Origin of the sequence: Streptomyces sp. NPDC058864, from assembly GCF_042742985.1 — a bacterium.
GTDB lineage: Bacteria > Actinomycetota > Actinomycetes > Streptomycetales > Streptomycetaceae > Actinacidiphila.
Genome location: NZ_JBHYMQ010000019.1, coordinates 61150 through 73839 on the forward strand (window position 1 = coordinate 61150; position 12690 = coordinate 73839).

A 12690-nucleotide genomic window follows, 5' to 3' on the forward strand; every position below is an offset into this window, starting at 1 on the left:
GTTGTGCAGTCACATTGCGTATGCAACCTACTGCGCGTGCGTGCGTCAAGTGACGACACCTGCCGCGTGGTGGTGCGCCTGGCGCACCGTCACTCCGCCGCGGCCTCGACGGCCTTGATGTCACCGGCCTTCGGCGGCGCGCCCTTGGGGCTGCGGCGGCCCCGGCGCTCGATCCAGTTGGCCAGCGCGCTGAGCGCCAGGCACATCAGGATGTAGATCGGCGCCACAATGATGATCATCGGGATGAAGGGGAAGCCCGCGCTGTTCTTCGCCACGAGGTTGCCGATGTAGAGCAGTTCCTCGTACGTGATGATGTAGCCGAGCGAGGTGTCCTTCAGGGTGACCACCAGCTGGCTGATGATCGACGGCAGCATCGCCCGGACCGCCTGCGGGATCAGCACGAAGACCATGACCTGCGTCTTGCGCAGGCCGATGGCGTAGGCGGCCTCACGCTGGCCCTTCGGCACGGCGTTGATGCCGGCCCGGAAGATCTCGGCCTGCACCGAGCCGTTGTAGAGGGTCAGGCCGATCACCAGCGCCCACAGCGGTGCCGAGGTGAAGACGCCCACGTACAGTGCGAAGATCATGATCAGCAGCGGCATCGCGCGGAAGAACTCCACGACGACGGTCGCCACCCACCGCACCGGGGCGTGGTCGGAGAGCCGGCCCGCGGCCAGCGCCGCGCCCAGCACCAGCGAGAAGACCGCGGCCAGCGCGAAGGCCTTCAGCGTGGAGAGCAGGCCGTCCAGGAGGCGCTGCTGGATGTCGGTGTACTGGAAGGGCTCCCAGAGGTACGCGGCGAACTGCCCGGACTCCTTGAGCCGCTGGTAGACGAACCACAGCAGGGCGAGGATCGCCAGGGCGGCCAGCGCGCCGACGACCCGGTTGCGGACCCTGGCCCGGGGGCCGGGGGCGTCGAAGAGGACGTTCGCGCTCATCGGGCCACCGCCAGCCGGTTCTCGAGCAGTCGGAAGACCGCGCTGATGGAGAGGGTGATGATCAGGTAGGCGAGTGCCACCCAGATGAAGGTCGCGAAGACGCTGTAGCCCAACTCGCCGAGTGCCTTCTGCACGCTGAACAGCTCGGTGACGCTGAAGCCGCCGGCGATCGCGGAGTTCTTGGTGAGCGCGATCAGCAGGCTGCCGATGGGCGGCAGCACGGTCCGGGTGGCCTGCGGCAGGATGATCAGCCGCAGGGTCTGGGTGAAGGTCATCCCCAGGCTCCGGGCGGCCTCGGCCTGCCCGAGCGGGACGGTGTTGATGCCCGAGCGCACGGCCTCGCAGATGAATGCCGAGGTGTAGCAGCTCAGGGCGAGCACGGCGAGCCGGAAGAAGGTCCAGGTGTTCAGTCCCAGCCGGGGCAGCACCAGCACCGCGATGAAGAAGAGCAGGGTGAGCGGGGTGTTGCGCAGCAGGGTCACCCACGCCGTGCCGAAGGCGCGCAGCGGCGGCACCGGGGACACCCGGAACGCGGCCATGATCACCCCGAGCACCAGGGCGATCGCCCCGCTGAGCGCGGTCAGCTCCACCGTGCCGAGGAACCCCTTGCGGAAGAGCGCGAAGTTGTCCAGCAGTACGTTCATCGATTCTCCGAAAGGGGTGCGCCGACGGCCGCTCCTGGCCGCCGGCGCATCGGGCTCGGGCTGTGCCGGGGAGGGGTGTCGGGACCCGGGTCAGGCCGGGTCCCGACCGCTTCAGGACTGGAGCTGCGGGATCTCGGCGGTCACGCCGGACTTGCCGAGCGTGGCGTCGTACGCCTTCTTCCAGTCGCCGTTGTCCTCGTGGTTCTTCAGCGCGTTGGTGATGGCCTTCTGCAGGACGGTGTCGTCCTTGAGCAGGCCCACGCCGTAGGGCTCCTCGGAGAACGGCTTGCCGAGGACCTCGAGGTTGGCGGGGTCCTGGGCGGCGTAGCCCTTGAGGATGGCGTCGTCCGTGGTCACCGCGTCCACCTGGCCGGAGGCGAGGTTCTGCACGCACAGCGAGTACGAGTCGTACTCGACCGGCTCGGCGCCGTAGCCGCCGTCCTTGATGCGCTGGATGGAGGTGGAGCCGGTCGCCGAGCAGACCTTCTTGCCCTTGAGGTCGTCCGTGCTCTTGATGCCGCCGCCCTTCTTGACCAGGAGGTCCTGGCCCGCCACGAAGTACGGGCCGGCGAAGGAGACGGACTTCTTGCGCTCGTCGTTGATGGTGTAGGTGCCGACGTAGTAGTCGACCTGGCCGCCGGACAGGGCGGTCTCGCGGTTGGCCGACTGGATCGTCTTGAACTCGATCTTGCTCTCGTCGAAGCCGAGGTCGGCGGCGATCATCTTGGCGATCTCGATGTCGAAGCCGGAGTACTTCTTGCTGCCGGGGTCCTGGTAGCCCAGGTTCGGCTGGTCGGCCTTGACGCCGATGACGAGCTTGCCGTCCTTCTTGATCCGGTCCCAGGTCTTGGAGCCGGCCAGGTCCACACCGGTCTTGACGGTGTAGGTGGGCAGCTCGGCGGCGGCCGCGCTGCTGGAGTCGCCCTTGCCGGGGGTGCCGGAGGAGGACGGCGAGCCCTCCTTGCCGCACGCGGTGGCGGTCGCGGTGAGGGCCAGGACGGCCAGTCCGGCGGCGGCAGTGGTACGGAACCTCATCGTGATCATCCTTAGGGTCGGCAGAACCGTCGGTGTCGGTCTCAGTGGTGAAGGATCTTCGAGAGGAAGTCCTTGGCCCGGTCGCTCCGGGGGTTGCTGAAGAACTGGTCGGGCGTCGCCTGCTCGACGATCCGCCCGTCCGCCATGAAGACGACGCGGTTGGCGGCGGAGCGGGCGAAGCCCATCTCGTGGGTGACGACCACCATCGTCATCCCGTCGCGTGCGAGCTGCTGCATGACCTCCAGCACCTCGTTGATCATCTCCGGGTCGAGCGCGGAGGTCGGCTCGTCGAAGAGCATGACCTTCGGCTCCATCGCCAGCGCCCGGGCGATCGCCACGCGCTGCTGCTGGCCTCCGGACAGCTGTGCCGGGTACTTGTCCGCCTGGCTGCCCACGCCGACCCGGTCCAGCAGGGCACGGGCGCGTTCCTCGGCGGCCTTCTTGCCGGCCTTGCGCACCTTGACCTGGCCGAGCGTGACGTTCTCCAGGACCGTCTTGTGCGCGAAGAGGTTGAACGACTGGAAGACCATGCCGACGTCGGCGCGCAGCCGGGCCAGCTCCCTGCCCTCCTGGGGCAGCGGCTTGCCGTCGATCGTGATCAGGCCCGAGTCGATCGTCTCCAGGCGGTTGACGGCCCGGCACAGCGTCGACTTGCCCGACCCCGAGGGGCCGATGACGACCACGACCTCGCCGCGGCCGATGGTGAGGTTGATGTCCTGGAGCACGTGCAGAGCGCCGAAGTGCTTGTTCACGTCCTTCAGCACGACCAGGTCGTCGGGCGCCGGCACGGCGTCCTCGGTCACCGGGACTTCGGTCATCGGCGTGTGCTCCATCCTCGTCGGTTGACCAGACCTTGGCGATCACCCTATTGACGCTTGGCAAACGGAGTCAGCACATCTGAGGGGAACTTGAGCATCACGATCCGGTCACTGGCTGGCACAAATCCGGCACTGTGGGTGAGCTCGGCCGGTTGTGCAGCGTACCGGCTCCGTAACAGTCGCCACACGGGGCCGGGCGGCGCTTGACGCGCACGTGGCACATCAGCGTGTATTCGGTGGTACAGCATGATTGCGGAGGCGTACAGGGCCGAGCCGCGGGAGGTGAACGGATGAGACTGCTGCTCGTGGAGGACGACCACCGGGTCGCCGCCGCGCTGTCGGCCGTACTGGCCAAGCACGGGCTGCGGGTCACCCATGCCCGCAGCGGCGAGGAGGCGCTCCACGCGCTGCTGCCCGACCACGGGCCCGGCTTCGACGTGGTCCTGCTGGACCTCGGCCTGCCCGACCAGGACGGCTTCGAGGTGTGCAGCCGCATCCGGCTGCGCACCGCCATCCCCGTCATCATGGTGACCGCCCGCGCCGACGTGCGGTCCCGCATTCACGGACTCAACCTGGGCGCGGACGACTACGTGGTGAAGCCGTACGACACCGGAGAGCTGCTCGCCCGCATCCACGCCGTCACCCGCCGCAAGGCGCAGGAGGCGCCCGCCGGGCCCGAGACGGAGGGCGCGGAGGCCACCGACGTGATCGGGCTCGGCCCGGTCCGTGTGGAGCTGGCCACCCGCAAGGTCACCGTCGACGACGAGCCGGTGGCACTGACCCGCAAGGAGTTCGACCTGCTCGCGATGCTCGCGCAGCGGCCCGGTGTGGTCTTCCGCCGCGAGCAGATCATCAGCGAGGTGTGGCGGACGAGTTGGGAGGGGACCGGGCGCACCCTTGAGGTTCATGTGGCGTCCCTGCGGTCCAAGCTGCGGCTGCCCTCCCTGATCGAGACCGTGCGCGGGGTCGGCTACCGCCTCGTCGTGCCCTCCGGCTAGGAGGCCGTTCCTCCGTGCATACCCGCCTGCTGCCGCTGCTCATCGTGCTGATGGCCGGTGTGCTGCTGGCCCTCGGCTTCCCGCTCGCCGCCAGCCTCGCCGCCACCCAGCAGCAGCGGCTCGTCGTCGACCGCATCGACGACACCGCGCGCTTCGCCGCGCTCGCCCAGTACCTCAGCACCGACGGCGGCGGCGAACGGAAGAGCACGCTCCAGGCCGAGCTGCGGCGCTACCGCGAGGTGTACCGGATCCGGGCCGGCGTCTTCGACCGCGACGGCAAGCCGATCGTCTCGGCCCCGAAGGGCTGGAAGCTGCCCACCGGCGGCGAGGCCTTCACCGCGTACAGCGAGGCCCTGGCCGGGCGGCGCAGCCACGACCCCAAGCAGATCTGGCCCTGGCAGCACCGCTCGCTGCCGGTCGCCTCGCCGGTCGTCCGGGACGGCGACGTCGTCGCGGTGGTGCTCACCGACTCGCCGACCGGTGCCATGCGCTCGCGCATCCTGCGCGGCTGGCTGCTGCTGGCGGCAGGTGAACTGGCCGCCATGATCGTGGCCGTCATGGCCGCCTTCCGGCTCACCGGCTGGGTGCTTCGCCCGGTGCGGGTGCTGGACCGGGTCACCCACGACATCGCCACCGGCCGGATGAAGTCCCGTGTGGCGGTCTCCGGGGGGCCGCCCGAACTGCGGCGCCTGGCCCGGTCGTTCAACGAGATGGCGGACAACGTCGAGGAGGTCCTCGACCAGCAGCGGGCCTTCGTGGCCGATGCCTCCCACCAGTTGCGCAACCCGCTGTCCGCGCTGCTGCTGCGGATCGAGCTGCTCGGCCTGGAACTGCCCGAGGGGCACGAGGAGATCGCGTCGGTCCGGGAGGAGGGCAAGCGCCTCGCCTCGGTCCTGGACGACCTGCTCGGCCTCGCCACCGCCGAGCACGCGGAGGCCAACCTCGCCCTCACCGACATCGCCGCCCTCGCCGCGGAGCGCGTCGAGGCGTGGCGGCCGGTCGCCGAGCGCGACGGCGTCGAACTCCGCTACGGGGGCGCCGCCGCCGTGACCGGCTGGGCGGACCCGGTGGCACTGTCCAGCGCCCTCGACGCCGTGATCGACAACGCCCTGAAGTTCACGCCGAGCGGTGAACGCGTGCGGGTCGCCACCGCACTGCCGGGCCGACCCGGCGTCATCGACGTGACGGTCGCCGACGGCGGCCCGGGCCTCACCGAGGACGAACTCGCCCGGATCGGCGACCGCTTCTGGCGCAGCCCGCGCCACCAGAACGTCGACGGCTCGGGCCTGGGCCTGTCCATCGCGCGGGTGCTGCTGACCCAGGGCGGCGGCAGCATCGCCTACGCCCCGAACGAGCCGCACGGGCTGCGGGTGACCCTCACGGTGCCGCGTACGGCTCCCTGAGCCCGGGACCGGCCTGGCGGGCCAGCGGGTTGGAGCCGATCGAGTTGTGGATGCTGAAGTTGACCGCGTCCGAGCGGTAGCGGTCGTCCGACCACTCCACCGGGCGGCCCTTCTGCGTGGTGGTCACCCGGCGCACCCGCAGCAGCGGGCTGCCGCGCCGCACGCCCAGCAGTCCGCTGTCGCGGGTGCCGGCCGCGACCGCGTCGATCAGGTGCTCCCCGTAGGCGAAGACCAGGCCCATGTCGTCGTACAGCCGCTGGGTGACGGACTCGCAGTCCGGCTCTATGCGCAGCACCGCGGGGGCGATCCAGTCGGCGTAGACCGTGCGCTCCACCAGGACGTGCTCACCGTCGAGTCCGCGTACCCGCAGCACGTACAGCACGTCCGTGCCCGCGCGCAGGTGCAGGCGTGTGGCGTCCTCCGCGGTGGCCGGCCGGGTCTCGGTGCGGACCACGGTGCCCGAGGCGGCACGGCCCATGGCCCGCGCCCACTGCGCGAAGCTGCGCAGCTCCGCGAAGCTCTGACTGCGCCGGCTGGCCAGCACGACGCGGCGGGCGCCCTGGCGGGAGCCGATCAGCCCCTCCGAGGTCAGCGCGGCCACGGCCTGGCGCACGGTGCCGCGGGAGACGCCGTACCGGGCGGCCAGTTCGGTCTCCGGGGGGAGCAGGGCACCGACCGTGTACTGCTCGTCGTCGATGGCCCGCCGGAGCTCCTCGGCGATCTCCTCGTGCCGCGCCGCCACTGCGCCCCCTTCCGTTCATGAACCGTCTGCGCACAACTCCGCTCAGCGTAGACGAGCCGGGCGCCGATCGCGCGCACGGGTTTCCGGCATCCCGGGCCTCTCACCAGGTGCTTGGCCGAAAAGGGACGACTGCCCTCTGCAGGCTTGCCGAGGTTTTCCCGCTGTTTACGGAAAGGCCATTGACGCACGGCCTACTGAAGGCCAACTTGTTCGGACAAGTTGAAGCGCTCCCCGACCTCCCTGCCCTCAGGACAACTTCCCTCCAGGAGACTTCCGTGCCCGCGTCCCTCCCGAAGGCGGCCGCACTCGCCGCCGGCCTGGCCGTGACCGCGCTGGCCCTCAGCGCCTGCGGTTCGGCCCCCACCACGCAGACCTCCGCCGACGGCAAGAACGGCAAGAGCGCGGCCACCGCGACCTCCGCCGAGGAATTCGGCGGCATGGACGCCCTGATCGCCGCCGCGAAGAAGGAGGGCACGCTCAACGCGATCGCCCTGCCCCGCGACTGGGCCAACTACGGCGCGCTGATCGACGGCTTCACCAAGAAGTACGGCATCAAGATCCAGAACGAGACCCCGGACGCCTCCAGCCAGGACGAGATCAACGCCGTCACCTCCCGCAAGGGCCAGGACCGCGCCCCCGACGTCCTCGACCTCGGTGCGGCCTTCGCGATCAGCGGGGCGCAGCAGGGCCTGTTCGCCCCCTACAAGGTCGCCTCCTACGACGACATCCCGGCCGCCCAGAAGGACGCCCAGGCCCGCTGGTACAACGACTACGGCGGCTACGTCTCCATCGGCTGCGACGCCAAGCGCGTCAAGAACTGCCCGACCACCTTCGCGGACCTGCTCAAGCCCGAGTACAAGGGCAAGGTCGCGCTGAACGGCAACCCGACCAAGTCCGGTTCGGCCTTCGGCGGCGTCTACGCGGCGGCGCTGGCCAACGGCGGCTCCTTCGACGACATCCAGCCCGGCATCGACTTCTTCGGCAAGCTGAAGAAGAACGGCAACTACAACCCCGTCGAGTCCACCCCGGCCACCGTCGAGAAGGGCGAGACCCCGATCAGCATCGACTGGGACTACCTCAACGCCGGTTACGCCGAGGAGTTCGCCAGCAAGGGCGTGGACTGGAAGGTCTCCGTCCCCGCCGACGGCCAGTACGCCCAGTTCTACGCGCAGGCGATCAACAAGGACGCCCCGCACCCCGCGGCCGCCCGCCTGTGGCAGGAGTACCTCTACAGCGCCGAGGGCCAGAACCTGTGGCTCGCCGGCTTCGCCCGCCCCGTGCTGATGCCCGCCATGGACAAGGCCGGCACCCTCGACAAGGCCGCCGCCGCCAAGCTCCCCGCGGTCACCGGCACCCCGTCCTTCCCGACCGACGACCAGCAGAACAAGGCCAAGGGCGTGCTGGCCCAGGGCTGGGGCAAGGCCGTCTCCGGATGACCGACCCGATGACCGCCACCGCGGCGCCCGTCGCCGCCGCTGCCGGGGCCACCGCCCCGGCGCGGCGGCGCTCGGCCGGCTGGCTCGCGGTGCTCCCGCTGCTCGTCTTCGTGGCGATCAGCTTCGGGGCCCCCGCGGTCGCCATGATCAACGGCGCCTTCACCGTCAAGGACCCCGCCACCGGGGCCTCCTCGTACACCACGGCCAACCTGACCAGCTCCCTGCAGGGCGCCTACCTGACCGCCCTGTGGGGCAGCGTGAAGCTGTCCGGGCTCTCCGCCGCCATCGGGGCGGTGCTCGGGCTGCTGCTCGCCCAGGCCGTGGTGACCTCTCGGTTCCGCGCGCTGCGTGAAGCCGTGCTGACCGCCTCCGGCGTGCTCGCCAACTTCGGCGGGGTGCCGCTGGCCTTCGCCTTCGTGGCGACCCTGGGCAACGCGGGCGTCCTCACCCGCCACCTGGGACTCGCCGACCACGGCTGGAGCCTCTACAGCTTCTGGGGCCTGGTCATCGTCTACCTCTACTTCCTCATCCCCCTCATGGTGCTCACCGTGACCCCGGCGCTGGAGGGGCTGCGCGTCCAGTGGCGCGAGGCCGCCCAGAACAACGGCGCCACCACCGGCCAGTACTGGCGGCACGTCGCCCTGCCCGTACTGGCTCCCTCGCTCCTCGGCGGCCTGGTCCTGCTCTTCGGCAGCGCCTTCGCCGCCTACGCCACCGCCGCGGCGATGGTCGGCAGCTCGGTTCCGCTGATCACCCTGCAGATCGCCGACGCCATCTCCGGCAACGTCCTGGTCGGGCAGGAGAACGTGGCGCTCGCGCTGAGCCTCGACATGATCGTCGTCGCCGGCCTGGTCATGGCGGTCTACCTGCCCCTGCAACGACGGAGCGCGCGATGGCTGGTCTGACGGACACACGGATCCGGCCCTGGCGCGGCATCGTCCTCGCCGGTGCCGGCCTCTACTTCCTGGTGCCGCTGGCCGCCTCCGTGATCTTCACCGTGGACGTCCCCGGCCAGGGCATCACCTTCGACGCGTACGGGCAGATCCTCAAGGCGGAGGGCTTCACCTCCAGCCTGCTGCTCTCCCTGGAACTCGCCGCCGCCACCATCGCTGTCGTCCTGCTGCTGATGGTCCCCGCCATGGTGGCCCTGCGCCTGTCCGCGCCCCGGCTGCGCCCGCTGGTCGAGGTGATCTGCTCGCTGCCGCTGGTGGTGCCGCCGATCGCACTGGTCGCCGGGGTCAGCAGCGTACTGCGCTGGGGTCCCGAGCACCTGGCCACGACGCCCTTCTTCCAGACCTTCGTGGCCATCCAGAACCCGTCCTTCCCGGTCGTCCTGGTGCTCACCTACGTCGTGATGGCACTGCCCTTCGTGTACCGCGCCCTGGACGCCGGACTGCGGGCGGTGGACGTCCGCACCCTGGTCGAGGCCGCCCGCTCCTGCGGCGCGAACTGGCCGGCCGCCCTGATCCGGGTGGTGCTGCCCAACCTGCGCGGGGCGCTGCTCAACGCCTCCTTCCTCACCCTCGCCCTGGTGCTCGGCGAGTTCACCGTCGCCCAGCTGCTGGGCTTCCAGCCCTTCGCGGTGTGGATCGTCACGGTCAGCGGCTCGCAGGCACAGCTGTCCGTGGCCGTCTCGGTGCTCAGCCTGCTGGTCACCTGGGTGCTGCTGCTGATCCTGGCCGCCGTCGGCGGACGCCGCCCGACCTCATCCGCCTCCCGGAAGTGACCGACAGATGACCGACACCTCCCCCGCCCCGGTCGCCGACGCAGTGACCGCCGCGAGCAGCGGCGCCACCGTCGAGTTCCGGGCCCTGCGCCGATCCTTCGGAACCACCACCGCCCTCGACGGGCTGGACCTCACCGTCCGGCCCGGCGAACTCATCGCGCTGCTCGGCCCGTCCGGGTGCGGCAAGACCACCGCGCTGCGCATGCTCGCCGGCTTCGAGCACCCCGACTCCGGCCAGGTCCTGGTCGACGGCGAGGACGTCACCAGGATCCCCGCGCACCGCCGTGACGCGGGCATGGTCTTCCAGTCGTACAGCCTCTTCCCGCACCTGAGCGCCGCCGACAACGTCGCCTTCGGGCTGCGCATGCGCAAGGTCGGCGCCGCCGAGCGGCGCACCCGCGCCGCCGAACTGCTGGAGCTCGTCGGCCTGCCGGACCACGGGGACCGTTACCCCCATCAGCTCTCCGGCGGCCAGCAGCAGCGCGTGGCCCTCGCCCGCGCCCTGGCGCTGCGCCCGCGCGTACTGCTCCTGGACGAGCCGCTGAGCGCACTGGACGCCAAGGTGCGCACCACCCTGCGCGAGGAGATCCGCCGCCTCCAGCTCGAACTCGGCATCACCACCTTGTTCGTGACGCACGATCAGGAGGAGGCGCTGTCCATGGCGGACCGCGTCGCCGTCATGAACGCCGGGCGGATGGAGCAGTGCGCCGCCCCCGCCGAGCTGTACGACCGCCCCGCCACCGCCTTCGTCGCGGAGTTCGTCGGCACCAACAGCCGCCTGCCGGGCCGGCTCGCCGACGGCGGTCACGTCGAGGTCCTCGGCCGGCGGCTCCCCACCCAGGGCGACGTGCCCGCCGGCACCGAGGTGGACGTCCTCGTCCGCCCCGAAGCGGTGAACGTGAGCGCCGACCCCACCGGCGACGCGCGCGTCGTGGCCACCGCCTTCCTCGGTGCCGTCACCCGGGTGACCGTGCAACTGGCGGACGGAACCCCCGTCAAGGCCGACCTGGCCAGCTCCGACGCCGCCGCCCTCCCCCCGGGCGCCACCGTCACCGTGTCCCTGCCCGACCGGCCCGTCCTGGTCACCGCGCGCGCCGCCTGACCCCGACCGCACCTCCATCCCCCCACACCCTGACGAAAGAGAGCCCCGTGACCCACCCACCGCACCACCCGCTCCAGGCCGTCCTGTTCGACATGGACGGCACGCTCGTCGACACCGAGGAGCTGTGGTGGGAGGCGGTCGCCGAGGTGGCCGCCGGGCTGGGGCACGTGCTCGGCGACGCGGACGTGACCGAGGTCCTCGGCCGCGCCGTCGAGCACACCGCCGCCCACCTGGCGACCACGACCGGGACGGCGACCGCCGCCGACGAACTGGCCGCCCTCCTGCACCGTGAGTTCGCCGAGCGGGTCCGCGCCCGTACGGTGCCCCGCCCCGGCGCGCTGGAGCTGCTGGACGAACTGGGCCGGCACGAGATCCCCATCGCCCTGGTCTCGGCCTCCCCGCGAGAGGTCGTCGACGTCGTGCTGGCGGTGCTCGGCCGCGAGCGCTTCGCGGTCTCCCTCACCGCCGACGACACCCCCCGCACCAAGCCCGCCCCCGACCCCTACCTCGCCGCCGCCCACGCCCTCGGCGTGGATCCCGCCGCATGCGTCGCCGTCGAGGACACCCCGACCGGTGTCGCCTCCGCCGAGGCCGCCGGCTGCCGGGTGCTCGCCGTGCCGTCCCTGGCGCCCATCGCCCCCGGCGCCGGCCGCGCGGTGCTCGGCAGCCTGGAACGGGCCGACCTCCTTCTGCTGCGGGCCCTGGTCGCGCAGCCGCCGTCCTTCCTCGTGCCCGCCTTCACCAGCCGCCGCGCCCGTGTCGGCGAGCCCTTCCGCGTCACCGTCGCCGGGCTGCTGCGCGGCGCCCCCGTCACGTACGCCGGGGCCGCGGGCCCCGGCTGGGCGCGGGTCTCCGCCGACGGCACCGTCACCGGCACCCCCGACGCGCCCGGTGACGCGGAGGTCGCCGTCACCGCCACGGACGCCGACGGGCGCTCAGCCACCGTCACCGTGCGTGTGCCGGTCGTCGCGGCGGGCGAGCCCCTGGTGCGGCACCTGCGCGTCATGAGCTGGAACCTTTGGCTCGGCGGCACCCGCGTCGACGACCACCGCGACAAGCAGCTGCGCGTGCTGCTGGACGCCGACGTGGACGTCGTCGGCCTGCAGGAGACGCGGACGCACTCCGCGAAGGAACTCGCCGAGGCACTGGGCTGGGAGCACCACCAGGCGGGCGACAACCTCGGCGTCATCAGTCGCTACCCGATCGTCTCCCGGCACGGCCTGCCCGCGAGCCCGTTCTACGGCGGCCTCGGCGCCACCGTCCGGCTCGACGGGGGCCGCGACGTCACGCTGTGGAGCGCGCACCTGAACTACACCCCGTACGGCCCCTACGACGCCCTCCACGACCGGCAGCCGGTCGAGGTGCTCGTCGAGCACGAGGCCGCCTCGGGACGCCTGGACCAGATCCGGGACATCCTGCACGACATGGCCGGCGACCTCGCCGCCCGCGACAGCACCCCGGTCGTCCTGGTCGGCGACTTCAACGTCCCCTCCCACCTGGACTGGACCGCCGAGGCGGCGCCCCTGCACGGCGGGCACGGACCCGTGCCCTGGCCGGTGACCCTAGCCGCCGAGGCCGCCGGACTGCGCGACTCCTACCGCGAGGCCCATCCGGATCCGGTACGCGCGCCCGGCACCACCTGGTCACCGGTCAACCCCGCGCCCGAGCCGCAGGACCGGATCGACTACGTCCTGTACGCCGGGCAGGGCCTGCGGGTGCTGGACTCCACCACCCTGGTCACCGGGCAGCCCCGCACCGAACCGCATGTCGCCGGCAACGAGTGGCCCTCCGACCACGCGGCCGTGGTCACCACGTTCGCCCTGATGTGACGGCCGCCCCGCGCGGCCG

General features: G+C 71.6%; 12 protein-coding genes. 7 read left to right on the forward strand and 5 right to left on the reverse strand.

Going from position 1 to position 12690, the window contains the following annotated elements; all coding sequences use genetic code 11:
• Positions 1-89: 89 nt before the first annotated feature.
• The 4 genes from ACFW3D_RS17340 to ACFW3D_RS17355 form a co-directional block, all read right to left on the reverse strand.
• Positions 90-938 carry an amino acid ABC transporter permease gene (locus ACFW3D_RS17340; protein ID WP_500504980.1) on the reverse strand — a complete coding sequence of 283 codons (849 nt, stop codon included), beginning with the start codon at positions 936-938 and terminating at the stop codon, positions 90-92.
• A complete protein-coding gene (locus tag ACFW3D_RS17345; RefSeq protein WP_500504981.1) occupies positions 935-1582 on the reverse strand; it encodes an amino acid ABC transporter permease in 648 nt (215 codons plus the stop codon). Before ACFW3D_RS17345 ends, ACFW3D_RS17340 begins: the two co-directional genes overlap by 4 nt.
• A 111-nt stretch (positions 1583-1693) precedes the next feature.
• The gene (locus ACFW3D_RS17350; RefSeq protein ID WP_500504982.1) at positions 1694-2617 is read right to left on the reverse strand and encodes a glutamate ABC transporter substrate-binding protein; all 924 of its coding nucleotides are present in this window, start codon (positions 2615-2617) and stop codon (positions 1694-1696) included.
• Between the two features lie 41 nt (positions 2618-2658).
• Positions 2659-3435, reverse strand: a complete 777-nt coding sequence (locus ACFW3D_RS17355; RefSeq protein WP_500504983.1) for an amino acid ABC transporter ATP-binding protein — start codon at positions 3433-3435, stop codon at positions 2659-2661.
• A 290-nt stretch (positions 3436-3725) separates the two neighbouring features.
• On the opposite strand from ACFW3D_RS17355, the gene ACFW3D_RS17360 reads away from it, so the two are divergent.
• Together ACFW3D_RS17360 and ACFW3D_RS17365 are read left to right on the forward strand one after the other, a co-directional pair.
• Positions 3726-4433, forward strand: coding sequence for a response regulator transcription factor (locus ACFW3D_RS17360; RefSeq protein ID WP_500504984.1), 708 nt, complete (start codon positions 3726-3728; stop codon positions 4431-4433).
• Between the two features lie 14 nt (positions 4434-4447).
• Entirely contained in the window at positions 4448-5836 is a 1389-nt protein-coding gene (locus tag ACFW3D_RS17365; protein ID WP_500504985.1) for a sensor histidine kinase, read from the forward strand.
• Here the strand turns inward: ACFW3D_RS17365 and ACFW3D_RS17370 are convergent.
• Positions 5811-6578 carry a GntR family transcriptional regulator gene (locus tag ACFW3D_RS17370; RefSeq protein WP_500504987.1) on the reverse strand — a complete coding sequence of 256 codons (768 nt, stop codon included), beginning with the start codon at positions 6576-6578 and terminating at the stop codon, positions 5811-5813. The two genes, ACFW3D_RS17365 and ACFW3D_RS17370, sit on opposite strands and share 26 nt — an antisense overlap.
• A 275-nt stretch (positions 6579-6853) precedes the next feature.
• On the opposite strand from ACFW3D_RS17370, the gene ACFW3D_RS17375 reads away from it, so the two are divergent.
• From ACFW3D_RS17375 to ACFW3D_RS17395, 5 genes are all read left to right on the forward strand, one after another.
• Positions 6854-8014 (forward strand): ABC transporter substrate-binding protein, encoded by a 1161-nt coding sequence (locus ACFW3D_RS17375; RefSeq protein ID WP_500504988.1) that lies wholly within the window; start codon positions 6854-6856, stop codon positions 8012-8014.
• A complete protein-coding gene (locus ACFW3D_RS17380) occupies positions 8011-8919 on the forward strand; it encodes an ABC transporter permease (RefSeq protein ID WP_500504990.1) in 909 nt (302 codons plus the stop codon). The genes ACFW3D_RS17375 and ACFW3D_RS17380 overlap by 4 nt, the downstream gene beginning before the upstream one ends.
• Positions 8907-9740 carry an ABC transporter permease gene (locus ACFW3D_RS17385; RefSeq protein ID WP_500504991.1) on the forward strand — a complete coding sequence of 278 codons (834 nt, stop codon included), beginning with the start codon at positions 8907-8909 and terminating at the stop codon, positions 9738-9740. Before ACFW3D_RS17380 ends, ACFW3D_RS17385 begins: the two co-directional genes overlap by 13 nt.
• Positions 9741-9747: 7 nt before the next feature.
• On the forward strand, positions 9748-10842 hold the full coding sequence (locus ACFW3D_RS17390; RefSeq protein WP_500504992.1) for an ABC transporter ATP-binding protein: 1095 nt from the start codon (positions 9748-9750) through the stop codon (positions 10840-10842).
• Between the two features lie 92 nt (positions 10843-10934).
• Complete coding sequence (locus ACFW3D_RS17395; protein WP_500505050.1) at positions 10935-12671, forward strand: HAD-IA family hydrolase; 1737 nt, start codon at positions 10935-10937, stop codon at positions 12669-12671.
• Positions 12672-12690: the final 19 nt, after the last annotated feature.

Bases quoted from the DNA above. Each gene is read 5' to 3' on its own strand.
- ACFW3D_RS17340 (WP_500504980.1), bottom strand. From the start codon at position 938: ATGAGCGCGAACGTCCTCTTCGACGCCCCCGGCCCCCGGGCCAGGGTC.
- ACFW3D_RS17345 (WP_500504981.1), bottom strand. From the start codon at position 1,582: ATGAACGTACTGCTGGACAACTTCGCGCTCTTCCGCAAGGGGTTCCTC.
- ACFW3D_RS17350 (WP_500504982.1), bottom strand. From the start codon at position 2,617: ATGAGGTTCCGTACCACTGCCGCCGCCGGACTGGCCGTCCTGGCCCTC.
- ACFW3D_RS17355 (WP_500504983.1), bottom strand. From the start codon at position 3,435: ATGACCGAAGTCCCGGTGACCGAGGACGCCGTGCCGGCGCCCGACGAC.
- ACFW3D_RS17360 (WP_500504984.1), top strand. From the start codon at position 3,726: ATGAGACTGCTGCTCGTGGAGGACGACCACCGGGTCGCCGCCGCGCTG.
- ACFW3D_RS17380 (WP_500504990.1), top strand. From the start codon at position 8,011: ATGACCGACCCGATGACCGCCACCGCGGCGCCCGTCGCCGCCGCTGCC.
- ACFW3D_RS17385 (WP_500504991.1), top strand. From the start codon at position 8,907: ATGGCTGGTCTGACGGACACACGGATCCGGCCCTGGCGCGGCATCGTC.
- ACFW3D_RS17390 (WP_500504992.1), top strand. From the start codon at position 9,748: ATGACCGACACCTCCCCCGCCCCGGTCGCCGACGCAGTGACCGCCGCG.
- ACFW3D_RS17395 (WP_500505050.1), top strand. From the start codon at position 10,935: ATGGACGGCACGCTCGTCGACACCGAGGAGCTGTGGTGGGAGGCGGTC.